The 22,560-nt window shown below is 69.4% G+C and carries 23 protein-coding genes and 4 pseudogenes; 11 read left to right on the forward strand and 16 right to left on the reverse strand.

Annotated elements, in window-relative coordinates:
* The first annotated feature begins 111 nt into the window (after positions 1 to 111).
* A complete protein-coding gene (locus tag ACWGIF_RS04450) occupies positions 112 to 657 on the forward strand; it encodes a GNAT family N-acetyltransferase (protein ID WP_453490913.1) in 546 nt (181 codons plus the stop codon).
* Positions 658 to 884: 227 nt separating this feature from the next.
* Here ACWGIF_RS04450 and ACWGIF_RS04455 read toward each other — a convergent pair whose 3' ends face one another.
* Positions 885 to 1,835: an aldo/keto reductase gene (locus ACWGIF_RS04455; protein ID WP_453490916.1), complete on the reverse strand. Its 951-nt coding sequence runs from the start codon at positions 1,833 to 1,835 to the stop codon at positions 885 to 887.
* A 102-nt stretch (positions 1,836 to 1,937) separates the two neighbouring features.
* Here ACWGIF_RS04455 and ACWGIF_RS04460 point away from each other — a divergent pair.
* Positions 1,938 to 2,122 (forward strand): annotated as a pseudogene (locus ACWGIF_RS04460) (substrate-binding domain-containing protein); the annotation flags it as partial.
* Between the two features lie 28 nt (positions 2,123 to 2,150).
* Here the strand turns inward: ACWGIF_RS04460 and ACWGIF_RS04465 are convergent.
* The 4 genes from ACWGIF_RS04465 to ACWGIF_RS04480 form a co-directional block, all read right to left on the reverse strand.
* Complete coding sequence (locus ACWGIF_RS04465) at positions 2,151 to 2,984, reverse strand: NAD(P)H-binding protein (RefSeq protein WP_453490919.1); 834 nt, start codon at positions 2,982 to 2,984, stop codon at positions 2,151 to 2,153.
* 142 nt (positions 2,985 to 3,126) lie between these two features.
* Positions 3,127 to 3,258: a hypothetical protein gene (locus tag ACWGIF_RS04470; protein WP_453490922.1), complete on the reverse strand. Its 132-nt coding sequence runs from the start codon at positions 3,256 to 3,258 to the stop codon at positions 3,127 to 3,129.
* 310 nt (positions 3,259 to 3,568) lie between these two features.
* A complete protein-coding gene (locus ACWGIF_RS04475) occupies positions 3,569 to 3,808 on the reverse strand; it encodes a barstar family protein (RefSeq protein ID WP_453490925.1) in 240 nt (79 codons plus the stop codon).
* Positions 3,809 to 4,731: 923 nt separating this feature from the next.
* A complete protein-coding gene (locus ACWGIF_RS04480; protein ID WP_453490927.1) occupies positions 4,732 to 5,274 on the reverse strand; it encodes an NUDIX domain-containing protein in 543 nt (180 codons plus the stop codon).
* 498 nt (positions 5,275 to 5,772) lie between these two features.
* Here ACWGIF_RS04480 and ACWGIF_RS04485 point away from each other — a divergent pair, with 498 nt between their 5' ends.
* Positions 5,773 to 6,435: a hypothetical protein gene (locus ACWGIF_RS04485; protein WP_453490930.1), complete on the forward strand. Its 663-nt coding sequence runs from the start codon at positions 5,773 to 5,775 to the stop codon at positions 6,433 to 6,435.
* An 88-nt stretch (positions 6,436 to 6,523) separates the two neighbouring features.
* Here ACWGIF_RS04485 and ACWGIF_RS04490 read toward each other — a convergent pair whose 3' ends face one another.
* A complete protein-coding gene (locus tag ACWGIF_RS04490; protein ID WP_453490933.1) occupies positions 6,524 to 8,095 on the reverse strand; it encodes an alpha/beta hydrolase in 1,572 nt (523 codons plus the stop codon).
* 566 nt (positions 8,096 to 8,661) lie between these two features.
* On the opposite strand from ACWGIF_RS04490, the gene ACWGIF_RS04495 reads away from it, so the two are divergent.
* Positions 8,662 to 9,366 carry an N-acetylmuramoyl-L-alanine amidase gene (locus ACWGIF_RS04495; RefSeq protein ID WP_453490937.1) on the forward strand — a complete coding sequence of 235 codons (705 nt, stop codon included), beginning with the start codon at positions 8,662 to 8,664 and terminating at the stop codon, positions 9,364 to 9,366.
* 16 nt (positions 9,367 to 9,382) lie between these two features.
* Here the strand turns inward: ACWGIF_RS04495 and ACWGIF_RS04500 are convergent, their stop codons facing one another.
* The 3 genes and pseudogenes from ACWGIF_RS04500 to ACWGIF_RS04510 all read right to left on the reverse strand — a co-directional run bounded on the left by ACWGIF_RS04500 (position 9,383) and on the right by ACWGIF_RS04510 (position 11,845).
* Positions 9,383 to 10,876 carry a M1 family metallopeptidase gene (locus ACWGIF_RS04500; RefSeq protein WP_453490939.1) on the reverse strand — a complete coding sequence of 498 codons (1,494 nt, stop codon included), beginning with the start codon at positions 10,874 to 10,876 and terminating at the stop codon, positions 9,383 to 9,385.
* A gap of 289 nt (positions 10,877 to 11,165) precedes the next feature.
* A pseudogene (locus ACWGIF_RS04505) lies at positions 11,166 to 11,399 on the reverse strand (helix-turn-helix domain-containing protein); the annotation flags it as partial.
* A 41-nt stretch (positions 11,400 to 11,440) separates the two neighbouring features.
* A complete protein-coding gene (locus tag ACWGIF_RS04510) occupies positions 11,441 to 11,845 on the reverse strand; it encodes an FKBP-type peptidyl-prolyl cis-trans isomerase (RefSeq protein ID WP_453490942.1) in 405 nt (134 codons plus the stop codon).
* 88 nt (positions 11,846 to 11,933) lie between these two features.
* Here ACWGIF_RS04510 and ACWGIF_RS04515 point away from each other — a divergent pair, with 88 nt between their 5' ends.
* From ACWGIF_RS04515 to ACWGIF_RS04530, 4 genes are all read left to right on the forward strand, one after another.
* Entirely contained in the window at positions 11,934 to 12,179 is a 246-nt protein-coding gene (locus ACWGIF_RS04515; protein WP_453490945.1) for a hypothetical protein, read from the forward strand.
* A gap of 798 nt (positions 12,180 to 12,977) precedes the next feature.
* Positions 12,978 to 13,283: a hypothetical protein gene (locus tag ACWGIF_RS04520; RefSeq protein ID WP_453490948.1), complete on the forward strand. Its 306-nt coding sequence runs from the start codon at positions 12,978 to 12,980 to the stop codon at positions 13,281 to 13,283.
* 440 nt (positions 13,284 to 13,723) lie between these two features.
* Complete coding sequence (locus ACWGIF_RS04525; RefSeq protein ID WP_389874634.1) at positions 13,724 to 13,996, forward strand: cupin domain-containing protein; 273 nt, start codon at positions 13,724 to 13,726, stop codon at positions 13,994 to 13,996.
* Positions 13,997 to 14,023: 27 nt separating this feature from the next.
* The gene (locus ACWGIF_RS04530) at positions 14,024 to 14,332 is read left to right on the forward strand and encodes a hypothetical protein (protein WP_453490951.1); all 309 of its coding nucleotides are present in this window, start codon (positions 14,024 to 14,026) and stop codon (positions 14,330 to 14,332) included.
* A 453-nt stretch (positions 14,333 to 14,785) separates the two neighbouring features.
* Here ACWGIF_RS04530 and ACWGIF_RS04535 read toward each other — a convergent pair whose 3' ends face one another.
* Positions 14,786 to 15,334, reverse strand: coding sequence for a hypothetical protein (locus ACWGIF_RS04535; RefSeq protein WP_453490953.1), 549 nt, complete (start codon positions 15,332 to 15,334; stop codon positions 14,786 to 14,788).
* Positions 15,335 to 15,400: 66 nt separating this feature from the next.
* Between ACWGIF_RS04535 and ACWGIF_RS04540 the strand changes: the two genes are divergently transcribed.
* From ACWGIF_RS04540 to ACWGIF_RS04550, 3 genes are all read left to right on the forward strand, one after another.
* Positions 15,401 to 16,132: a hypothetical protein gene (locus ACWGIF_RS04540; RefSeq protein WP_453490956.1), complete on the forward strand. Its 732-nt coding sequence runs from the start codon at positions 15,401 to 15,403 to the stop codon at positions 16,130 to 16,132.
* 541 nt (positions 16,133 to 16,673) lie between these two features.
* Entirely contained in the window at positions 16,674 to 16,799 is a 126-nt protein-coding gene (locus tag ACWGIF_RS04545) for a hypothetical protein (protein ID WP_453490959.1), read from the forward strand.
* A gap of 30 nt (positions 16,800 to 16,829) precedes the next feature.
* Positions 16,830 to 17,051, forward strand: coding sequence for a hypothetical protein (locus ACWGIF_RS04550; protein WP_453490962.1), 222 nt, complete (start codon positions 16,830 to 16,832; stop codon positions 17,049 to 17,051).
* A 427-nt stretch (positions 17,052 to 17,478) separates the two neighbouring features.
* Here the strand turns inward: ACWGIF_RS04550 and ACWGIF_RS04555 are convergent, their stop codons facing one another.
* The 6 genes and pseudogenes from ACWGIF_RS04555 to ACWGIF_RS04580 form a co-directional block, all read right to left on the reverse strand.
* Positions 17,479 to 18,963: an alpha/beta hydrolase gene (locus ACWGIF_RS04555; protein ID WP_453490964.1), complete on the reverse strand. Its 1,485-nt coding sequence runs from the start codon at positions 18,961 to 18,963 to the stop codon at positions 17,479 to 17,481.
* Positions 18,964 to 19,761: 798 nt separating this feature from the next.
* Positions 19,762 to 19,848, reverse strand: a pseudogene (locus ACWGIF_RS04560) (IS5/IS1182 family transposase); the annotation flags it as partial.
* Positions 19,841 to 20,133: pseudogene (locus ACWGIF_RS04565) on the reverse strand (transposase); the annotation flags it as partial. The pseudogenes ACWGIF_RS04560 and ACWGIF_RS04565, both read right to left, overlap by 8 nt.
* 7 nt (positions 20,134 to 20,140) lie before the next feature.
* Complete coding sequence (locus ACWGIF_RS04570; protein WP_453490967.1) at positions 20,141 to 20,992, reverse strand: GNAT family N-acetyltransferase; 852 nt, start codon at positions 20,990 to 20,992, stop codon at positions 20,141 to 20,143.
* 314 nt (positions 20,993 to 21,306) lie between these two features.
* On the reverse strand, positions 21,307 to 21,558 hold the full coding sequence (locus ACWGIF_RS04575) for a recombinase family protein (RefSeq protein WP_453490970.1): 252 nt from the start codon (positions 21,556 to 21,558) through the stop codon (positions 21,307 to 21,309).
* Positions 21,548 to 22,516, reverse strand: coding sequence for a hypothetical protein (locus ACWGIF_RS04580; RefSeq protein ID WP_453490973.1), 969 nt, complete (start codon positions 22,514 to 22,516; stop codon positions 21,548 to 21,550). Before ACWGIF_RS04580 ends, ACWGIF_RS04575 begins: the two co-directional genes overlap by 11 nt.
* Positions 22,517 to 22,560 lie beyond the last annotated feature (44 nt).

Raw genomic sequence — 22,560 nt, forward strand, 5'->3', positions numbered from 1 at the left:
CGGTGGGCCGGGGCAGCGGGGCCGGGAGTCGGAAGTCGAAAGTCGGAAGTCGGAAGTCGGAAGTCGGGTAAATCGTTTGGGGTCGGTCTCCTCAATCCCTAGAGTCCGGGCGTGGAGATCACTTACCGGCGTTTCATCCCTTCCGAGGCCGATGCCCTCGTCGACTTCCTGACCGGAGACAGGTGGCCGTTCCACGGCGCGGCCGTCGTCGACCCGGATCAGGCGCAGCGGTGGGTTGCGGACGGCCGCTACTCCGGCGACGGGAACAGGGCGTTCTGGATCACCACGGGTGACGACACGCTCGGGCTGATCCGCCTGATGGACGTGGGTGACGAGACACCCGTGTTCGACCTGCGGATCGGTTCCCGGTACCGGGGCCGGGGCGTCGGCGCCCGGGCCCTGACCTGGCTGACGAGGTACCTGTTCACCGAGTTCCCGCTGATCCGGCGGATCGAGGGCACCACGCGCCAGGACAACGTGGCGATGCGCCGCACCTTTCAGCGGTGCGGGTACGTCAAGGAGGCGCACTACCGGGACGGATGGCCTGGGACCGACGGAACGGTCCATGACGCGGTCGGATACGCGATCCTCCGCCGGGACTGGCTCGCCGGTACGGCGACGGCCCCCGACTGGAACGACGAGGACACGTCGGCCTGAGCGGCTGAACACGGCCGGCACGGCCGCGCTCACCTCCGTACGCGCACAGGTGAGCCGGCGAGGAACGGCCGGATGTCCTCGACGGCTTCGCTGTCGTGGGCGGCGTAGGAAGCTCACCACCTCGACGCGGCGCCGGCGAGCGGCCACCAGTCCGCCGCACTGGTCCCGACGCCCTGGAAGCCGCCGAGGAGGGTGCAGCGCAGTGGCCGCCCGCCGCCCGCCGTCCGTCACACGGCGACGCGCGGCGCGATCGCGTCGATCTCGGCGAGCAGCTCGGTCTCCAGCGGGCGGTCGGCGACGGCCGCGTTGGCACGTACCTGCTCGGCGGAGGTGGCCCCCGCGATGACGGAGGCGCAGCCGGGCTGGGCGGAGAGCCAGCCGATGGCGAGTTCGAGGACGCTGCGGTCGTACTTCTCGCCGAGCGCGGCCAGCGCCTCGACCACGTCGAGGCGCTCGTCGGTGAGGTACGCGTCGCGGCCTTCGAGGCGGGAGCCGGCCGGAACGGGCGCGCCCCGGCGGATCTTGCCGGTCAGCAGGCCGTTGGCGAGCGGGTAGTACGGGAGCACACCGACGCCGTAGTGCAGGGCCGCCGGGACCAGCTCGCGCTCGGCCGACCGCTCCAGCAGCGACCACTCGTTCTGCGCCGAGACGAAGGGGGCCGAGCCCGTCTCGCGGGCGACGTGGGCGGCTTCGGCGAGCTGCCAGCCGGTGAGGTTGGAGTGCCCGATGTAGCGGACCTTGCCCTCGGCGACGAGCTCGGTGAGCGCGGCCAGGGTCTCGGCGATCGGGGTGGCCGGGTCGGGGCTGTGCAGCTGGAGGAGGTCGATGTGGTCGGTGTCGAGGCGGCGCAGGGATTCCTCCACGGCCCGCCGGATGTAGGCGCGGCCGCCACGGGATCCGGCGGCCGGCCCGTAGTTCATGTCCACGCCGTCGTAACCGAACTTCGTGGCCAGGACGACCTGGTCGCGGCGGCCCTTGAGGGCCTGCCCGAGGTGGATCTCGGAGCCGCCGGCGCCGCCGTAGATGTCGGCGGTGTCGAGGAGGGTGATGCCCGCGTCCAGGGCGGCGTCGACGACGGCGCGGGTGGCCTGGGCGTCGAGTCGGCCGCCGAAGTTGTTGCAGCCGAGGCCGACCGCGGAGACCTGCAGACCGGAACTGCCCAAAGGGAGATAGCGCATGCGTGTTCGTTCCTCCGACTCGACGAGTACATGATCAAACAGTCTCAGTCTAGGCCGACCCGTTCGGCTGCGGTACGGCGGACATGAGGGGCTGTCAGCAGGCTGAACCCGCGGTTGCAGACGCGGGGCGTGCGGGTACCCGCGGACTGGCCGTGATCACGTACGACGACGAGGTGGCGGGGATGGCCGACGTCCCGCTGTCGGCGGTGGCACCGGCCCAGCACGGAGTGGGGGCGCGGGCGGCGGACCTGCTGCTGGACCGGCTGATGGGCGGGGCCGGCAGGACACTGAGTCGACCGCTTCGATTCATTCGATTCAACGGAAAGCGTGGGCGTTCTCTGACGCCCACTGCTCGAACGGGCGGGCGGCCCTTCCGGTGACCTGCGCAACCGTGTCACGCACCCTCAGCAGCTCGTCGTTCACGTCGCCACCCATGACGTCGAGCACCGCGTCAGCGGCATCGGCCCCGAAGACCGCGGCCATCTGTGTGCGGGCCTGCCGACGGCTGATCTCGGCGAAGGCGATCTCCCGGCCCAGTGCCGCCGCGATGGCCTCGACCTGCCGCCGGGCGGTCACCGGCGCCGGACCGGTCAAGGCATACGTGCGCCCCCGGTGGCCGGGCTCGGTCAGTGCCACCCGTGCCACCGACGCGATGTCCGCAGGGTGGATGGTCGGCAGCGCGGCCTCGGCGTACGGCGCGCGGACGGCCTCGTGGCCACGAATGGAAGCCGCCCACATCAGCGCGTTCGAGGCGAACTGCGTCGGCCGCAGGATCGTCCAGGCCATGCCGCTCGCCTTGAGGAGTTCCTCCACCGCCTGGTTCTCGCCGGCGGGGCCGAGGTGCGGGTGGGTCTGGACGGTGATGGACGACACCAGCACGACGTGCTCCACACCCGCCTGCCGGGCGGCTTCGAGGATGTCGGCGTCCGAGCCCAGGCGCGACACGAGGAACAGCGAGCGCACCCGTTCCAGCGCGGGCTCCAACGACGTCGGCTCCGCGAGGTCGCCCTCCACGGCCTCGACCCCTTCGGGGAAGCCGGCCCGTGCGGCATCACGGGTGAGCCCTCTCAACGGCCCGACACCGCGTGCGTGCAGCTCCTTCAGCAGGGCGCTGCCTATGTTTCCGGTGGCTCCGGTCACGAGGATCATGGGCGTGTTTCCCGTCGTCAGATGATCAAGTAGGTCACACGCTAAGACCTCAATCATGCTTCAGGTCAAGAAAACGCGTGACCCCCCGCCGCAGAGGCGGCCGGGGGCCTTTGCCCACCTGTCTGTCGCGGAGCCCGCTGGATCAGCCGAGGACCACCGGCGTGGTGTCGATGCCGTCGGCGGTACCGGACGGCCTCGGGGACCTTGCTCGGCCCGCCGTTCTCGTACGCCACAGCGGCTTGGTCCGCGTGGCGTCGTTGTAGGCCAGCACCACCAGGTCGTTGTAGCCGTCACCCGTCCAGTCACCGTCGGCGAGGGCCTGCAGCCGGCCCGCCGAGGCGACGGGCCACAGGCCGCGGTGTCCGTGACCGTTCAGGTCGCCGGGTGCGATGCTCTACGAGGCGTGCGCCCGCTCGGAGGGGGTCTTGGACGTCAACATCGAGGACCTTGATTTGGCCGGCCGGCGCTGCCCGGTGAAGGCGAAGGGTGCCCAGCCGAAGGTCCGCCGCCGCGGCGGTGCCCGCGAGGGCTACGTGCGGGAGACGGTGTACTGGGACGCTGATACCGCCCGGCTGCTGCCCCGGTTACTCGAGGACCGCACCCGTGGGCCGGTATTCGTCACCCGCGATTTCGCCGTCATGCCAGGTCAAGGTGAAGGACGGGGCCACTGCGAATCCACCGCACAGGCAGTCCTTGAAGGCGTTCCACTCCTCGACGCCGAAGTAGCGGCCAGGTCCGAGCAAGGCCTCGGCGATCGCGCAGTGCAGCCCGGGGATGTCCCCAGATCGGGCGGGCCGCCTGCGATGGTCGATCGGCGCCGCCATCGGTGAGGGTTATGTCTTCCAGCCCATCGCCGAGCACAGACGGGCGCGCTCCGCAGGCAGTTCGAAGAAGCTCTCCTCGTTCCTGACACTGGCGCCGCGCACGACGTCGTACCGCGCCGGGTCGCCGGGGTGGGACGTTGCGAGCCGAAGAGTCAATCCGTGGTCAAGCGCACCTGGCTGGGTTCCAGGTGCAGCTCATACGCGGTGTTGCAGTCGTTGACGAGTGTGCCCACGTGCGCGCCACAGGGGCACCGGCGGTTCATGCCTGCCCGGCCGTGAAGACCACAGCATCCGCTGCAATGCCTCAGATAGTCGGTGTCTTCCCGAAGGCCGCGGGCGTCGTCGGGGTGGAGGACCACCGTGTTGCGAGTGCCGGCGGACACCAAGTACCCGTCGACATCGTCCGGGTCTCCGAGACAGGGGCCGCCGGCGAAGACCGGGCGGGGCTCGGCACAGGGCACGAGCGGTGCACCCCACGGCTCGGGTTCCAGAGAGAAGAAGCCGAGAGGCATGGTCGCGGTGGCACGACGTGATCCGTCGGCTTTGGGGTGGCCCTGGTCCCCTGGACGGGCGGGCACCTCGGGCAGCTCAGTCAGCGGTCCGGTGATGGCAAGCCCGCAGGCCGAGCACACGAATACAGTCACTCTGTGTTCCTAGCACCCGGCCGACGGCTTACCAAACGGATTATCGAACCGCCGCCGGGCGCACGGCGTCACACCTCGTTCGCGGCATCCGGGTTACGCAGGGGGCCTCAATCCCCCGGGCATGTCGGGTACGTCCGCCGGGCGCAGGAAGGAGACCGGCCGAGCAGGTTGACGTGGTGCCGCACGAAGGGGGAGAGCCGGGCGACGGCTTGGTCGCGGAGGTCGACGTTGTCCATGCTCCTCGCCTGGACGGAGCGTGAAGGCAGCAGCCGCAGGCCGTCAAACCCAGGTGTAGTTCTCGTCGGTGACGGCGTTCAGCGCGGCGTCGGCAACGGCCGCGCGGGGGTCCGCGAGCGCGGCGAGGGCGGGGCCGATGGGCGGGAAGATCGGGAGTGCGGCGGTCCTGCGATAGTCGATCCACTCGATCACCCCGGCTTCGTAACTGCCGTCGGGCAGTTCGTCCAGCTCCTGCTCGGCGAGCGTGCCGCGGAGTTCAGGGCTGATGTGGAGACGGTAGATCAGGTGCAGTTTACGCGGGGGCGGTGTGGGGCCGGGCCGGGTGACGCGCTGGTCGATGACCCACAGCAGGTCACCGCCCTCGGCCTGGCCGACGTCCAGGCCGAGTTCCTCGGAGAGTTCCCGGCTCAAGGCGGCGACGAGGTCTTCCCCGTCCTCGACGTTGCCCCCGGGCGGGGTGTAATGGGTGGAGTCGGCGCGATCGCGGCGGATGAGGGCGACCTCGTCGCCGCAGAACACCACGGCCCCGGTGCGGACCTTGATGCGTGAGAACGGGGCTTCGGGTGTGGCGAAAGCACTGGTCATGACGGCCAGTATCACAACCTGTTGGGGAGGCGGGGCCGGAAGACGACGACGCCGGAGTGCCGTTCGGCACGGCCGGCACGCGCCCGCGCGACGCGTCGTCGGCAAGCGGCTCGGCGATGCACCGCATCCCGGAAGTCGAACATGTCCGGCACGTTGGCCGGGAAAGCAACGAAGTAGACGTTGTGCTGGACGTGGCCGCCGGCATCTCGCGGACGGTCTCCGGCGTGCGCACGGCGGTGACGACGACCGTGGTCTCGTCGGTTCCGGCCCGCAGAGCTGAAGTAGCGTTCGGGCATGAGCATGCCCCCACCGCCCCAGCAGCCCCCCGGCCCGTACGGTCCCCCGCAGTCCGCGCAGTCCCCGCAGTCTCCGCAGCATTACGGCGGGCAGCAGTACGGTGGGCAGCATTACGCGCCGCAGTCCTCACCTCAGCCGTATCCGGGACAGCCCTACCCTCCGCAGCCGTACCCGGGTCAAGGAGCATGGGGCCAACCCCCGATGGGTCCGCCGCGCAAGAAGCGGACGGGCATGGTCATCGGGATCGTGGCGGGCTCGCTGGTGGCACTCGGCGCGCTCGGCTTCGGCGTGAACCTGTTGACCGACGCCGGATCCGTGACGAGCGGAGCCGGCTTTCCCGAGGCACGCTACCGGCTGACCGTTCCCCAGACCCTGATGACCGGCAAGTACCAGCTGGCCCAAGACCTGTCGGACACCGAGGGCAAGAAGGCCCTCAAGGGCAGCTACGACTCGAATATCCGCAATCCGAAGCCGGTGGTCGCCCAGTACACCTCCGACGTCGCGAGCGGGGGGAGCGCCCTGGTCATCTCCGGGATGTACGGCCAGTTCAAGGACCCCGAGGGCGCACGCAAGAAGATGCTGAGCGGCGCGCAGGACGCCCAAGGAGCGTCCCTGGCGGTACCCGCCAGGGACATCACGCCAACCGGTTCCGACGTCACCCTGTCCTGCCAGGTGCTGACCATGCGAAACGGCGGCGTCGAGAGCTCCCTGCCGATGTGCGCCTGGGCGGACGACAACACGGCCGCCTCCGTCGCCGTCCTCACCCCGGAGACCGCGCAGCAGAAGCCCGGGGCCGTCGACCTCGCCAAGGTCGCCGAGACCACCCTCACGGTACGCACCGAGTCCCGGCAACCGATCGGCTGACCAGCCGCCGCCTCGCGGACCGGCAGCCGACTCTCCACCCGCTGCTGACGAGGCCCCTGGTGACGCGCCCCAGATGACGCTCCCGGCGTCAGGAGAAGGGTTGCTTGTCCGGTCGGCAGGTCGTCCCCGGGGGCGGGAGGGCACCGTCGACGAAGTAGCGGCTCTCGTACGTGTTGACGCAGCTGCTGGCGTTGTTGAACAGGGCGGTGTGGCCGTACCCGTCGTGGGTGAGCAAGCGGGCGTCGGCCAGTTGTGTCGCCATGGCCTCGGCGTCCGTGTAGGACGTGGAGGGGTCGTACCTGGTGCCGATCACCAGGACGGGGTGCGCGGTGGGCTTGTTCCACGGGCCGACGTACCGGTGGGCTGACTGGGCCGGCCAGGTGGCGCACGGCTCTCCGGACCAGGTCCAGTAGCGGCCGGCATCGCCCGCCCTTTCCGCGCTGTCCTCTTCCAGACCGTGGTACACGGCTGGGTCGCGCGGGTTGGGGCTGTCGCCGCACCATACGGCCATTGCCTGTTCCTCGCCGAGGTAGGGGGCGGGCTGCGCTACCGGGGGCGGGGGCGGGTACACGGGCGGCTTCGGGGCCCGGCCCAGCCACAGCTCTTGGAGCCGCCCGGCGAGATCCGTCCAGCCGGGCTCGACGATGTAGAGGCCGCTCACGGCGTCGGCGACCGTTTTGGCATACGTCCACGAGCCCACCGGTTGGGCACGGAGGCGCTGCATCAGCTGGTCGAACTTCTCTCGGGTCGCCTGCGGGCTGCCGGCCGAGAAGGCGCAGCGGGCGGTGGCGGCGGATCCGCACAGGTCGAGGAAGCGATCCAGGGTGGCTGCGGCGGTGCGGTCGGAGCCCATGCGCAGGAGCGTCGTGGTCCGGGCGTCCGGCCGGGCGTCGTTCGTCCAGGCGTCGGGGGCGATGTTGCTGTCCAGGACCATGGCGCGGACCTTGCCGGGGAACAGGTTGGCGTAGGTGGCTCCCAGGATGGTTCCGTAGGAGACGCCCAGGTAGTTGAGCTGTGGTTCGCCCACAGCCTGGCGGAGCAGGTCGAGGTCACGGGCGGTGTCGGCGGTCGACACGTGGCGCAGCAGGTCTGCGTCGTGCTTCTCGCAGCGCCGGCCGAGGTCCTCGTAGGCGTCGATCCAGAGCGTCCGCTCCTTCGCGCCGACGGGGAAGCCACCGGGTTTGGCCTTGCCCCAGGCTTCGGCCTCGTCGGTGCTGTCGAAGCAGTTCACGGCTGTGCTGTTGCCGATCCCCCGAGGGTCCCAGCTGACGATGTCGAACCGTTCGCGCAGTTCCTTGGGAAAGGCGTCGTAGTTCTGCGGCACCTGCACCGTTCCGGGGCCGCCAGGCCCGCCGGGGTTCACGAAGAGGGTGCCGGTGCGGTGGGCGGCGTCGGTCGCCTTCCGCCGCACGACCGCCAGGTCGATGGTGCGGCCGGCGGGGTCGGCGTGGTCCAGCGGTACTCGGGCGACGGCGCAGTCGTACGGACTGCCGGCTTTGCAGGCGGTCCAGTCCAGCTGGGGAACGGTTGCCGAGGGGGACGGCGGCCCCACAGCGGCAGCGGGTCCCGGCGCGATGAGCATCGTCGCGCAGATCGCCGCCACGACGGCCGCGGCGGCCGCGCGGTAGCGGCCACCGACTGTCGGTCCGGGTCCGGACATGGTCCGACCTCCTCCGCCATTGGGCCCGCCGCGGCGCCGAGGCCCGTCGCCCGGGCACGCACCTCTGAAACCACGAAACCGCGATTCGACGGCTCCCGCGAGCGGAGACAGCAGCGAGCCTGCGGCGGACCGCGCCGACCCACCCGTGTGGCGTCGCCCACCGCCCACGTCCCGCCGCCCACGGCCCCACGGCCCAGGGGCCCACGACGACAAGCACCCCGCGGGCCCCCGGCCCGCACGACCGACCGGACACGGGGACGGCGCTCCCCCTCTCCCCCATGCCCGAGCCGGCGGCCGCGCTCTCGACCGGCACCGTTCCCCAGGGGCGGCCGTGCTGCCGCCAGTCCGGAGTCGGCATGGCGGACCGTATGGCGGTGAAACGGGGTGACGCCTGCCGACGGGGACGGGCCTGGTCAGGGGTGGGGTGTGCGCCGAGTGGTGGAGGATCGGCTTGCCGGGGTGCGGGCACTGGTTGAGGATCAGGTTACGGGATGTGCCGCTTATGTAGCGTGATGCCGTGATTCGCGGCGTGTCGTCCTCTGCCTGCCTGCTCGACCTCATGAGGAGTGGCCATGGAAGACAGCCCGCTCAGCCGTCGACGTCTGTTGTGGGGTGCTGCCGGCGCAGCGGGTACGGCTCTGGCCGCTGTGGAGCTGCTGCCCCGGCTGATGGGGTCCGAGGCGAGGGTGGAGGTTGCGCTGCCGAGCCCTGTGCGCAAGGCCCCGGTCGCCGCAGCCGGGCCGCCTGCGACCCGGCGTCGGGACGCTCTGGTGGACTACGCTCCCGCCGTCTGGGTCGAGGCCTGCGAGTCCAACTACACGTCCTGCGACCGTCCCGAGGACTATCCCATCGAATACGTCGTCATTCATCTGACAACGGACCCCTTGCCGATCATGCTCTCCAAGTTCCAGGACCCCGCCGAGAGGGTGTCCGCGCACTACATGGTCAGCGCAACCGGCACGCGGATCGCTCAGTGCGTGCGCGAGCGCGACGTTGCCTGGCACTCCGGCAATGTGTGGCACAACTACCGGAGCATCGGTATCGAGCACGAAGGCTGGATCGACCAGCCTGTGTACACCGACGGGATGTACGAGGCATCCGCCGTGCTCACGGCCACGATCTGCGCGAAGTACGACGTGCCGGTCGACCGGGACCACATCCTGGGCCACATCGAAATCCCGCTGTCCACCCACGAGGACCCAGGGCCCGTGTGGAACTGGGACGAGTACATGAAGCTTGTCGAGATCGCCCACCGCCGCATCAAGACCTGACACCGCGTCGACCCCGTCACGCGGGCTTGCCGTCGCCGTAGAGCCACGAGTCCCAGATCGAGTCGAGGTCCCGGCCGGCCTTGGCCTCGGCGTACGCAGTGAAGTCGTCCGTGGAGGCGTGGCCGTGGCGGTGGCGCAGGGTCCAGCCCCGCACCAGGGTACGGAAGGCCTTGTCGCCTACGGTCTGGCGGATCCTGTGGATCACCATCGCGCCGCGCACGTACACCGGCTGGCCGGAGATGTCCGAGGCACTCGGCGGTTCGGCGGGCGGGAAGTCCCACTCGTCGTCGTCCGCGGCCTTGGCGTGATTGCGGTCGAAGTGCTCCTGGGCACTGGCCCCGCCGTGGTCCTCGGTCCACAGCCACTCCGCATAGGTCGCGAAGCCCTCGTTCAGCCACATGTCCCGCCACGTCCGCGGGGTGACGGAGTTGCCGAACCACTGGTGGGCCAGTTCGTGCACCACGTTGGTGGTGTGGAAGATGTCGGCCGGAATGGTCGGCCTCGTCTGGGTCTCCAGGGCGTAGGGCACATCGGCCGCCTGATCGACGATCACCCCGGCGGCGGAGAAGGGGTAGGGACCGAACCTTCCCTCGGCCCATTCCATGATCTCGGGGAACCTGTCGAGGACCTCTCCGGCCTCGTCCACGCTCGCGGTCGTGTCCATCGCCGACACGACCGGGACGCCCGATCGGGTCTGGGAGGTCTTGATGTCGTAGCTGCCGATGGCCACGGTCGCCACATAGCTGGCCATGGGCTCGGCCTGGTGCCAGTGGAAGGTGGCGCGGTCGCCCCTGGTGCGTTGTGCGCGCAGCCGCCCGTTGGAGATCGCCTGCACCCCCTTGGGGACCGTGACGGTGATGTCGTACGAGGCCTTGTCCGAGGGGTGATGGTTGCCCGGGAACCAGGACATCGAGCCGGTCGGCTCACCGAAGGCGACTGCTCCGTTGTCCGTCTTCAACCAGCCTTCGCGCCACCCGTCGTCATGGGTGATCGACTCCGGCATGCCCCCGTAGTGCACGACGCTGCGGAAGGCGGCGCCCTTCCTGAGGTGATCGCGCGGCTGCAGGGTCAGCTCCTGCCCGTCCTGCCGAACCCGCGCCTTGCGGCCGTCGACGGTGGCGCTCAGCACCTCCATGCCGAGGAGGTCGAGATTGAAGGCGCTGAGGTCCGCAGTGGCCTTCGCGGTGATCTCCGCAGTGCCCTCGAGGCGGCCGCTGCCGGGGTCGTAGGCCAGGGTCAGGGCGTAATGGGTGACGTCGTAGCCGGCGTTGCCGAGGCCCGGGAAGTACGGGTCCCCGGCGCCTGAGGCAGCGGCGTGCCCGCCCCGGAACTCCGTGCGAGGTGCCGCCGTCCGAGCAGTGTCCACGCCGGTACGAGCGCCCGCCCTCGCGTCTGCACCCATACCCACCCCCGCCCCACCGCCGCCACGGCTGTCGGACTCCGAGCACGCGGGGAGTGCGGCGAGCAGGCCCGCGACCGCGAAGGCGGTCAGACGTCCGGAAGTCTTCACACAGCCGATGATGACCCAGCCTCCAAGCGCCCCGACCCCGCCACGCCGAACCCATGGCCCCTCCGGCGGGGCGGCCCGGGATGTGGCTGGGGTGCCGGTAAGAACCGACCAGGCGGCAGCTCGCCGTACTCGCCGCGCTGGGCGGGCCATGGGCCACCCCGTGAGCAAAACCTGGCGGTGGCCACCGCTTCGGCGGACATACCGTCGTCGCGCAGCACGCCGGCGGCCTCCCGGCCCGCCCGGGCGGTGATCCGCTCCAGCACACCCGTCGGCGCGCAGCGCCGCCACCGGTGGCCGGGGAGATCCCGAAGAGAGGGGCGAGCTGTCGCATCGTGAGGGTCGTGCGGTAGTACACGGCCACCAGCAGCACCCGGTCGGGCAGTGGCAGGCACCACGGCCGACCCCCGCCCGGACCATTCCCACCCGGTTCACGGACCACCTTCACCAGCTTCGCGAACCGATCGATCCGCAAGCCTGAGAACATCTCCACCCACACCGGCTCAGCGCGTAACACCCCACCCATACAAGCAAGATGCCCCCCATTCAGGCCTTCTGCAACACCCTTTAGGCGTTGCTCCACCCGGCTGTGCTGGAATACGAGTCAATCAGGTCCACGACGAAAACCAGGGTCGAGCCTGCCGGGATCAACGGCGAGGGTGACTGATTGCCGTAGCCGAGACGAGGGGGAACGATGATCTCGCGTCGACCGCCGACCTTCATCCCCCTCACCCCCCGGTCCCAGCCTTTGATGACCTTGCCACTGCCCAGGGCGAACTTGTACGGCTGGCCCCGGTCCCAGGAGGCATCGAACTCCTTCCCGGACTCGAAGGTCACGCCGACATAGTGGACCCTGACCACCATGCCCGGCTTCACCTCGGCCCCGTCCCCGATCACCAGGTCCCGGATGGTCAGCTCGGTAGGAGCGTCACCCTTCGGAACATCGACCTCGGGCTTCGTCAGTTCACTCATTGCAGCCTCATCACTCTCCGTCGAATTCCCCCGCATGGACCAGGGGGACACATGAACACCCATGCGGCGGATGGCCACGCTACCGAGAATGCTGATCGAAACCGTCCAGTCCCTAAAGCTCCAGGGCGGCGTCGTACACGCCGCCGAGTGCTGCTTCCGCGAAGACAGCGACGGCAAGCTCAGACGCGACAAGCACGGACGGCCGCTGCGCTACCCGGTCAAGGGCGACGGCACCGTCCACCGTGTCTCCGCCTCGCCCGTACGCCGCGCGATGCCCATCCACGCCCAGCACGGTGCACTCGCCAGCGGCAAGCAGGCACGTCGCGCGCGATAGCTTTCCGGCGGGGTCCGCCACTGCACCATGGCGGGAAGGGCCGGTCGTCAGCGCGAGTGTCTCGGCCCTGTCGACCAGCGAATTCGACGAGCCCGATGGGTCACGCTGGGTATGTCGTGCGGCCACTGAGAGGAGCAGAACGGAGCCGCTGGCGTGCCGGCAGAACCACCTTCGTGCCTGGCACCATCAGGCGAGGGCGTCCCCGAGCCGCCGACGCGGGGCTCCGTCCAGGTGGCCAGTAGAGCAGTTGGACGCGGGAATATCCTTGCCCAGGTTCCGCCGCTGGCGGACCGCGAGGAGTACCTGCGCCGCATCATCCCCAAGTTCACCGGCCACTAGAGCGCCAGGGAATCCGCGCGGTCATCCGCCGTCCGACCAGATCGGCCACCGCCAACGGCGAGGGCGTCACGGAGGCGCCCGCCCGGCTTCGAATAGGGAGCGCCCCCATACCCGTGAATGTGCTCGTCCTTTGGCAGGACCACACGGTGACCTTCGATGAGTGGCATCCGTGCGGTCATCCCACAGCCTCGACGCACAGCCGGCCGGCGGACGCGGTACGGACGTCTTGCATTGAGGGGCAGCTGCAGTTCCCGCTCACCGGGGCGCGTCCCGCTGCCGCGCCAAGAGAAGCCAGCCGACCTGCTCGGCCGAGAAGGTATCCCGTTCTGCCCGCGGATACTCGGCCCTTCTCGGATGGACGCCCCGGAGTGCACCGGCGATGTCGGCGGATTAGCTTCGCAGTGCGATCCCGTGTGCCGTCCGGCCGCGGCGCGTCCAGGCGGTCGAGAGGACACTCCCATGGCAGTCGTGATGACCTTTTCCTGGCCCGAGATCACACCCGACGTGTACGACGCGGTGCGCCAGAAGGTGCGCTGGGAAGTGGACGCACCGGACGGGTGCGTGCTGCACGCCGCCTGGTTCATCGACGGCGGCCTCAACGTGATGGACATCTGGGAGTCGGAAGACCACTTCAACCGGTTCATCGAGGCCAGGGTCGCCCCCGTCCTCAAGGGTGAACTGGGCGTGCAGAGCGATCCCGAGCCGAAGTTCCACCCCCTGCATCGGCGCTTCGTCGCCCCTGGCGTCAGCGGCGCCGGCTCCTGACCTACGCCTTCCGCGCCAGGGGCCGCGTCAACGATGCCTCACCGGCCTTCGCCCCGCAGGACCTGACCAACGCCACCGCCACGGTCTTCGCCGACTTCGACTGCGACGACGTCAAAGTCCGCTCGGTGATCTTCTCCGCCTGACGCACGCCAGCCGCCCCGGTGCGAGCCATGCGGTCCTGACTCCGTGCTCGGACTGACTCTTGGCGTCAGCGCAGCCAGAGCTGGATCGCGGCGCGGGAAGGGGCGGGCGGCGGGCCGGCAGGCCGTGGGCCCGCCTGGCGAGACCCGACCGCCGGGGCCAGCCTGAAGCGAGGCACACTGCCGCACCACGAACGAAGCGAGGCAGTCATGACAGCGACAACCCGACAGGACACACCAGTCGTAATCGAGGGAGGAGGCGTCGAACTCCGTACGCGAGCGGTCGGCGGAGACCTGTCCGTGGCCTTCGTGCAGCTGCCTCAGGGGACGGACCTGCGGCCGGCGCTGAAGGGCCTGACCGATGATCTCTGTCAGTGCCCTCACTGGGGGTACATGCTCAAAGGCCGGCTGAAGATGGTGACGAAGGACGGTGAGGAGGTCTACGAGGCGGGGCAGGCGTTCTACTGGCCGCCCGGACACGCCCCCGTGGCGCTGGAGGACTGCGAATACGTGGACTTCTCACCGACAGATGACTTCACCGCGGTCATCGACCACATCACGTCGCAGGGCTGAGTCAAGCCTTCGGCAAGAAGCATTGCCATGGGCCGGTCCACAGGTGTGAACCTCTGCCCCGACGCGCGCAAACCACGCCCGCCGCGTCACCGAGGCCCTCGCGCGGCCGCCCCGGCCGATGCCGAGGCCCTGCGCCCGGCCCTCATCGAGCTGGACTATCCGGGGGGCCGCGTCCACCAGATGCCCGCCGGTGACACCACCCGGGTCGACCTCCGCTTCATGGGCGGGCACGTCGCCCTGGAGATCACCGGCACCGGCCCCACCTCGAAGGTCACTCCCTTCGGCGCCCCTGAAGGGGAAGACGTCGCCATCACCACGGACACCCGCACCCTGTGACCCACCGAGCCGTCCCGGGACTCCACCGCGAATCCGGCCAGGTCACCCCCGAAGCTCCGGGGCTGCCCCGGTACACACCGGATGTGGTGCAACGGGAACGCGCACGCCGACAGCAACAACGACAGCCGCACGCCGGCACCCCGCACGCCGGCACCCCGCGCGGACGGCAGCCGGCTCGGCCCACACGTCTGCCCCGGCCGCTCACCGGCGGCCGCAGAGGCCCGATCGGCCGCCCGTGTGCGGCTCGGCCTGCTCGGTCACGCCGTCGCCTGGGACCACCGTGAGTTCCGAGGCGTCCGTAACCGCGCCGCCGAGATCGGCACGGTCCACCAGTTCATCACCTGGTTCGAACGCACCTACCTAAGATGCCTGATCCCGTCGCTCTCTCCAACGTCCATCCCTCACATCCTGACCAGCGCAGCGGGCGCCGGTACCGACGTTGACCAGTGCGGTTCAGTCCGCACAGCCGGGAACCTCTGAGGAGGATGCCACGCCCTTGTTCCGGTTGGCGTAAGGCCGCGCTCCATGGAGGTCCATGAACTCCGCGATCAGCTCCGCCTCAGCCGCACCCGGATCCCGCTCAGGTATCGGCATCCACGCAACGAGCAGAGCGTCCGAATCGGCCAACTGCCAGATGTATCGCCCTCCCCAGTGGCCGGCCATCCCGCCGGCACCATGGCGGCGATATTCGTCAAGCCGCTTACGCAGACCCCTCCGGCCGTCGCTGCCTGCCGACGCCTTACCGATGTAGATGATCGTGGCCCCATCCACCCAGGCACCACCAAGCTCGCCCGTCGTCACCGACGGGTCACGGCCTTTGAGGTGTCCGGCAGGGCTGCGGGAGAGGAACGACGGGGGCTCCGTGCTCGTGCGAACTACCACGTAGATTCCGGGCTCTGCGGGAACTCCACTGTCACCCAGCTCACGAAACGGCACAAATCCACGGAAGCCGCGTTCTGTCAGCGTCTTCTGGGTCAGCTCTGGTGTCGGACTCGGACTCATGGTTGGGATCGTGCCATGCACTGTGGCAACGGCGTCGCCTTCTCCGGGTGCAGAACGCGAACGGGCGTGGGCGGCGACGCGGGACGTGGGGATCGTGCTGACCGACGGGGCCGTGCATCGGATGACGGCGGCAACGCGACCGCCGCCGCCACCGCATTCGTCACCGCACTGATCGCCGCTCTGCCCGAGCAGCGGGACCCGGGGGGAAGTGCCCGGGTCACCGTCACCTCTCTGGAACAGCCGAACGAGGAGAAGCAGGACGAGACGAGGCTTACGGACTACGTTTCCCTGACGATCCTCGGCACCCTTGTTCTCACGTATCTCGGGTACGCAATCTGGGCAGGCGTCACCCATGGGCCGGAACTGAAGTTCGTGATCGGCGGTGCAGTCCCATTCTTCAGCGGCTTGCTCGTGCTGCTCTTCGCGGCGGAGGAAGCGCGGCTACAGCTCCCGCTGAGAAGGCGCGGGATCACCGTCGTCGCCAGGCTCGACTTCAGGACCACGGACGGGGCCGCCTGGTACAAGTACACCGACGCGGACGGCGTCGAGCACAACCACCGGAGCAAGTTCCGCGGACCGCACCCTCCGCTCGCCTACGACCCGAAGAGACCCGGTAGGGCTTCCACGGATCTGGGATGGGGCCGCGTACTGTTCAAAATCTATGGTCGCAGTACGGACGGACTGCTCCTGTTTCTGGCCGGCGGCGCATTGGCGCTGGTGCCGTCCATGCCGAGCTCCAGGCACCAGGGTGCGTTGACTCGTCCCGATCTGTGCAATGAGCCCTCGTCGCGGCCCTGATCCGATAGGTCGTCTTGCGTGACGCGAGCACAACTGGCGGAAGCAGAATGAGAACTCATCGGACCGTGCCTGCCGATCGGCAGGCACGGCCCGGCTCCCACGCGGCTGCGGCAGCAGTTCGAGGCCGTGATCTGGCGGTTCAAGGGGTATGGCGAGATACGGGTCAAAGGGGCAATGAGTCGATCTTGAAGCCGTGAGGGGATGCCGGTTCAGGTTTGGACCGTCGGCCGGGTCATCCTCGGCGAGGATGCGGTAGACGGTGGCGACCGAGGGATGCTGACCCTTGTTCTTGCCCGACGTGATGACGAGCTTGCTCGCGACCTGCGGTACGGGTACGCGGTTGGCCCGCAGGTTGTGGGCGTAGTCGCCATGTCGTCGTCGACGACCTTGGGGCGCCCGCCATGACGGCCGCGCTCGCGGGCGGACGCCTGGCCTTCCAAGGACTCCTCCCGGAAGTACTCGTGTTCGGACTCCGCCCCTGCCAGCGAAGACCGGCGCCGCCGCGGTGGGCGGCGCCGTGCCCGGAGGAGTCGTAGACCCCTTGGACAGGGGCGGTGAGGAGTTCGAGCTGGATGTCGTGGTGGCGCAGGTCCTCGGCGATGGCCAGGAGCTCGGCGGCGCCGCGTGCCAGGCGCTTCACAGCGAGTGCGGTGGGTACTGCGGGTGACGGTTATACGGTCTGGTCGTTACGCAGGCCATGAAGATCACCTCCCGCATCCTTGCCGTGGCGGCCTTGAGCGGCGCCCTGCTGGCGGCCACCGCGCCGGCGTACGCCGACGACATCCTCAACCTGGTCAGCGCCAAGCGCGTCCCGGTGTCGGTGCTCTCTGGTGGCAACACCAGCGCGGACAACATCCAGGTCACCAGCCTCGAACAGATCGGCCTCGGCAGCGACGACGGCGAGTACCCGGAGGAGTAGCACCACGGTTTCGGCCGGCTCGGACTTGGGCCTCTGATGGAGAACGTCCTCCACCCCAACACGATCTACGACGGCCAGAACAGCGGTTTCGTGGTCGAAACCGTGGAGAGGAACATCAACTGAGGGCTGTCCCGCAAAGCCGGTGGGGCCGCCGCGACTCGGACCGTGGGCCTGTGGCAGCCTGCCGTCATGCCAGCCGAGCTACGAGAACATGCAGGACGTCAGTACGCCTTGCCTGATGATGCTGGGCTGTGGAGCTGAGCGAGGCCGTGCCGGCTCCAGCCGCGTGGGCCGAGGACCCCAGCGCCGAGAGGCACCTGCCTGGAGCCGCCTTCTTGGTGGCGTTCGTCCCCGACGAGGATCCGGATCTGGAACCGACCGTCCACATCCACAGCCATGATGCACACGTCATGGTGGAGCTCGTGACCTACTCGCCCTTCGCGTTGACTTCCTCGGCGGGGCAGACGGTGTTCCCGTTCGGCAGCTGCCCCGTCACGAGGAAGCGGTCGACGTGCTGCTTCACGCAGGCGGAGTGGCGGTAGCCCGTGTGGCCCTGGCCCTGGTAGTCGATGATTACGGGCGAGTCGAGCCGGGCGGCCGTCTCCTCGGTCCAGCGATACGGGGTCGCGGGGTCGTTGCGGACGCCGATCAGGAGCATGGGCGGAGCTCCCGGGTGGTCGATGTTCGCGACAAACCCGTCGGCCGGGGGCTGGCCGTGGCAGAGCTCGATCTCCGAGAGCTCGCCCCGTCCGAAGATCGGGGACGCCTTCTGGAACTCCGGCCGCAGGGTGTTGAGCTTCCGCTGGAGCGCCTTCGCATCGCCCCGGACTCCGCGGTCGGTGTAGTCGGAGCAGCTCACCACCGTCAGGGCCGAGCCTTCGTTGTCCTCTTCCGGCTCGGCGAGTTCCGCCAGAACGCTGAGGTCCTTGTCCCGCTCCAGGCGACCCAGGCCGTCCGCGAGCTCCGGCCAGGAACGCGTCCCGTACAGCGAGTTCTCGATGGCGAAAGCCAGCGACTGGCCGTTGAACCTCTTGCCGTCCTTGGCGGTAAGCGGAGCGTTGTCCAGCTGGGCGACCAGCCCTTCGACCTTCTCCTGCGCCTTCTGCGGGTCCATGCCCTTGTACACGCAGGTCGGCTGCTTGGTGCACCAGTCGACGAAGCCTTCGAAGCCGAGCTGCTGGCCCTTCACCTGGTCCATGGCCTGTTCGGCCAGGGGTTTGCTGAGGGTGTCGACTCCGTCAAGGACCATCCGCCCGACGTGCTGCGGGAATTGGGCGGCGTAGACGGCGCCGATCCGCGTGCCGTAGGAGCCGCCCCAGTAGTTGAGTTTCGGCTCCCCCAGCGCCGCGCGCAGCACGTCCATGTCACGGGTGACGTCGACCGTTCCGACGTGATGCAGGATCGAGCCGCTATGACGTTCGCACGCGCGGGCCGCTTCCTCTGTGACGCGCAGCAGTTCGGTGGCGCCCAGGTACTCGGCGCCCACGAGCGGCAGGGCGCCACCGCAGCTGATCGGGGCACTCTTGGCGATACCCCGGGGGTCGAAGCCGACCATGTCGTAGGACTCGGCGAGATCCCGCCAGCGGTCGAAGCGGTCGGCCGTGCCCTGGGCACCGCTTTGCCCTGGACCGCCGTAATTGAGCACCAGTGAGCCCTGTCGGGCCGGCCCTGTGGCCGGGATCCGGGCCAGGGCGAGTTCGATGGTGTCCTGGGCGGGCTGCGCGTAGTCGAGGGGGACCTTGAGTTTCCCGCACTGCATGGACGCGGGGTAGGAGGCGGGGCACGGGCCCCAGCCGATCTTCTGCTGGTAGAACTCGGCGAGCCGGCGGCCTTCCGCGGCCGGTGGCGGAGTGGTGGCGCCGAGGGTCGCAGCGGTCAGGGCTGCGGCGCAGAACAGTGTTGCGCATCGCATGGCACGCTCCGAGGGATGGGCCCCCTATCTCACGATAGGCAGAGGTGGCAGAGGTGGCACTTCCTGGAGGGCAGCCCTCCTTTACGGCCAGCAGGTACGCTTCGTGCTGATTTCGTCCGTGGTGTTGCCCGCATTCGACACACCCCAGGACGCACCACTCTCGAAAAGCTGGGTGGCATCGACTTTGGGCTGCCCGTAAGGGTTCGACGCGCATCCACCGTCAGCCGTAGTCGTCACGGAAGCGCGGTCAGAACCGAGTAGGGCGCTCAGTCACAATCGGCCGTGGCCGTAGGTCTGGCGGCAGAGCGCGGCGACGGGAGGGCTGGTGACACCGTGCGCGGTCCGGCACAGCTCCGTCATATCCGCCGCCCCGCCCCTGGGGCGCACTGCACCGGCCCGTGCTGTGCAGGCGTACGGTACGGCCGGCTTACTTTCCTGGGCTTGGGCTTGGCGGCGGGGCGCACGGCCGGCCTGGGCGGGGTCGTACGGCGCGGCCGTATCGGGCTACCGGCCCTGCGGTCGGGGGCCCGCCGGGCGGGCTGAGTCTCGCCGGATGCCTCTGGGGGACCGCGGGCGCGGGACGGACTGGCGCGGGGGCGCATTCGACAAGGGGCAGGCGGCGAGCCGGCTGCGGGGACCGGTGGCGGCGTGGCGGTGGGCGACGGACGGGTTCAGGTCTGGTCCCGGCCGCGGACGCCGGGCCGCGGCGGTGGTCGCGTGCGGTGGTGGAGGCCGCTGACCCGGAGGCGGTCCGCGCCGCGCTCCTGTACTCAGCCAGGAGCGCAGTAAGAGCGTGTCCTATGTGGTGAGGCGGACGAGTCGCTTGTAGCAGCAGATGGCGGCGGCGAGGCCGAGGAAGGCCAAGTGCTCGCGAGGGTGGCGTTCGCATGTCGTCCACCACCCATACCTGCGGCCGCACCGCAGCCACCGCCCGCCATGCCGGCTGTGCCCGCACCTGGTCGACGGGCCGGTCGAGGACGTCATGCACTGCTGCAACTGCTGGTGATCGACCCCGAGCCGGTCAACCATTGGCTGCATCGACTTCCTGCGGCCGTCCAGCAGCAGCCCGCGCAGATACAGCGAGCCCTTGGCCCGCTGGTCTCGCCCCACCAGCGGCGCGAACACCTCAGAGGCAAACTCCTCCAGCCGAGCCCGCACCGCCACTGACAAAGCACTACTAGAGGTCGATCGAGCGGTACTCCTCCAGTACGGCGAAGCCGGTACTGTCGTACAGGCTCATCGCGACCTCGTTGCCGCCGAAGACGTTCAACATCATCGCCTCGTCGCCGCCCTGCCGTGTGGCCCACTCACCGACGGCCATCGCGGCCCGGCCGTAGCCCTTGCCGCGGTGTTCCTCGTAGACCTCCAGTGAGAAACCGAAGGTCACACCCGGAAGAAAGCCATGGTTCATCCAGCCGGTGCCGACCACCTGGCCTTCGGCCTCCAGTGCGTAGAAGGCCTGCCCCGGCGTCTGGTAGCCCTCCGGGAGGTAGAGGGCGAAGTCCTGGTCGGACTTCTCTTTGGCCTGCTCCGGGGTCAGTGCCCCGGCCCGGACGATGTCCGCGATGTACCCGGCCTCCTCAGCGGCGTACCAGCCCGGGTACTCCTCCTCGGTGAGGTGGCGGGCCGTCAGGCCCGGCGGCAGCTCGGGCTGCTCGGCTGCGGCACGTAGCCGGTTCTGTCCCCGTACCGGATAGTCGGTGAACGCCCCCGCTCCCCCGGTCAGCCGGACCTCCACCCGCCGCGCGCCGCGCTCGGCGCACCACCGCTCGGCCCACGGGCGCCCCTGCGGCACGGTCAGGTCATGGATCCGGCCGACGGTCGCCCCGTTGTCCTCTGTCACCTCGACCGCGATCCACCCGGTGCCGTCCGTGGCCACCGTCCAGTCGTCGATTCCCTTGACCGCCCGCTCCAGCAGGGCCTGGGCCAGCGGCCCCGAGCAGCCCGCGGCCCGGTACCCGGCCAGCACCCGCTCTTCGAACCCGCCTCGCCACTCGTCCTGGTCGGCCGCGATCGTTATCTCGTTCATCCGCCCCACCCTAGGCAGTGGCACTGACAGAGCGCGGTGAGTTTGGCCGCCCGTGCTGCAGGCGCCGGCGCATTCCCCGCTGGTCACGGTGCGCAGGTGGTCCACCAGGCGCAGCGCACTGCTCTGGCCGAACTCGGCGTGGAATGGGCGCAATAGACACCCTCTCTCCTGCTGCCGGAACGCCATGCGCAGGCCGGACTCGGGCTACCAGGGCGGCAGCGGCAGCCCGCTGCGCGCCTCGGCTTCAGGGCGAGGTCGCTCATGCCGAGTGCGGTCGCCTGCAGCGCTGGGGAAGCGCTCTGCGGTCTCCGAGATCAGCGGGCGCCCACCGTGATCGCGGGAGAGTCCACCCACACCGCGATGCCACCTGGTGTCACGGTCAGGCCGTACCTGCCGACGCGCGGCCAGCCGAGCTCCTCCCACGGCCGGTGGTTGATGCCCTTCTCGATGACATGCAGCCCAATGCCGCGCTCGCGCAGGTCGGCGCCGAGGGTCACCAGGGGCAGCATCGAGCGGGAGAGCCGGTCGAGCCGTGTGACCTTCAGCTTGCCGCCTTCACGGAGCAACCGAAGGACGTGGTCCAGGTTCGGCGGAATTCCTGGGTCGGAGATGGTTGAGCCGCTTGCGGATGTCCTCCACCTGCTTGCGATGGCCGGCGTTGGTGGCCAGGCCCTCGGCGACGGCGATCGCCTCTGCGAAGGGGTAGCGGGCATTGGGCAGATGTCTCGTAAACCCGAGGCTTCCAGCGATCTCGCAGACGGCGTCGTGGATCCCCCCGATGACAGCGACCCGGGTGCTTGCACGTCCAACAAGGCTGATCGCCCGGTCGAATTGTTCGGTAACCGCGTACAGGGCGGCCAGCGTGCGAAGCGCGCTCTGAGTCGGCGTAGACGGATCGATCGCCGCCGCGACCCACTCGCGCAGGCTGTCGAAATCGTTGGTCCCGCGGCTGTAGGCGAGCAGCGCCCAGCGTGCACCGTCGGCCGGGGCGACCCGATGGTGGCCGCGACCGCGCTCAGGGGAGGCCAGCTCGCTGATGACGGTGTCGAGGATCGGCGTGATGTCGGTGTGGCCGTGGATGTTGCGGACCATGTGCATGGCGGCGTGACGAACGGCCAGTTCTTCCTGTCCGAGGCCGTCGAAGAGCGCGAGGAGGCATGGCACCGACAGTGAGAGGCGAAGATCGATGCGGTGGACCTCCGACGGCGCCACCTGCCGGAGGCGTCGTACAAGGTCCGGATCGCCGGTGCGGCACGCGTGGATCAGCAAGGCCTTGGTGATGTCGTGGCGGTTTCCCTCACGCAGATGAGCGGGCTCGGTCGGCTCGTTGATGAATGCCTCTGCATCGCCGAGCAGGTCGACCAGCTTGTTGGTGTCATCCGGAGCGATCGCCGCTCCGGCGTGCACCGCCCTGACGACGCCGCGTGCTTGGTCGCGCACATAAAGCGCGCTCGGGCCGCCATATCCCTCGAGCAGCAACTCATCGGCAAACACGCATTCGGAAGTAGGCAGGGAGCTGGTCACTGCATGACCCTATGGCATGCGAATCAGCCGGACTTCGTGATCGC

The sequence above is a fragment of the Streptomyces sp. NPDC054849 genome (assembly GCF_053610945.1).

Excerpts from the sequence above, each read along its gene's own strand:
- ACWGIF_RS04455 (WP_453490916.1), bottom strand. The coding sequence starts at position 1,835 with ATGCGCTATCTCCCTTTGGGCAGTTCCGGTCTGCAGGTCTCCGCGGTC.
- ACWGIF_RS04465 (WP_453490919.1), bottom strand. The coding sequence starts at position 2,984 with ATGATCCTCGTGACCGGAGCCACCGGAAACATAGGCAGCGCCCTGCTG.
- ACWGIF_RS04475 (WP_453490925.1), bottom strand. The coding sequence starts at position 3,808 with ATGGCGGCGCCGATCGACCATCGCAGGCGGCCCGCCCGATCTGGGGAC.
- ACWGIF_RS04480 (WP_453490927.1), bottom strand. The coding sequence starts at position 5,274 with ATGACCAGTGCTTTCGCCACACCCGAAGCCCCGTTCTCACGCATCAAG.
- ACWGIF_RS04485 (WP_453490930.1), top strand. The coding sequence starts at position 5,773 with ATGGGTCCGCCGCGCAAGAAGCGGACGGGCATGGTCATCGGGATCGTG.
- ACWGIF_RS04490 (WP_453490933.1), bottom strand. The coding sequence starts at position 8,095 with ATGTCCGGACCCGGACCGACAGTCGGTGGCCGCTACCGCGCGGCCGCC.
- ACWGIF_RS04510 (WP_453490942.1), bottom strand. The coding sequence starts at position 11,845 with ATGAGTGAACTGACGAAGCCCGAGGTCGATGTTCCGAAGGGTGACGCT.
- ACWGIF_RS04515 (WP_453490945.1), top strand. The coding sequence starts at position 11,934 with ATGCTGATCGAAACCGTCCAGTCCCTAAAGCTCCAGGGCGGCGTCGTA.
- ACWGIF_RS04520 (WP_453490948.1), top strand. The coding sequence starts at position 12,978 with ATGGCAGTCGTGATGACCTTTTCCTGGCCCGAGATCACACCCGACGTG.
- ACWGIF_RS04530 (WP_453490951.1), top strand. The coding sequence starts at position 14,024 with ATGGGCCGGTCCACAGGTGTGAACCTCTGCCCCGACGCGCGCAAACCA.
- ACWGIF_RS04535 (WP_453490953.1), bottom strand. The coding sequence starts at position 15,334 with ATGAGTCCGAGTCCGACACCAGAGCTGACCCAGAAGACGCTGACAGAA.
- ACWGIF_RS04550 (WP_453490962.1), top strand. The coding sequence starts at position 16,830 with ATGAAGATCACCTCCCGCATCCTTGCCGTGGCGGCCTTGAGCGGCGCC.
- ACWGIF_RS04555 (WP_453490964.1), bottom strand. The coding sequence starts at position 18,963 with ATGCGATGCGCAACACTGTTCTGCGCCGCAGCCCTGACCGCTGCGACC.
- ACWGIF_RS04570 (WP_453490967.1), bottom strand. The coding sequence starts at position 20,992 with ATGAACGAGATAACGATCGCGGCCGACCAGGACGAGTGGCGAGGCGGG.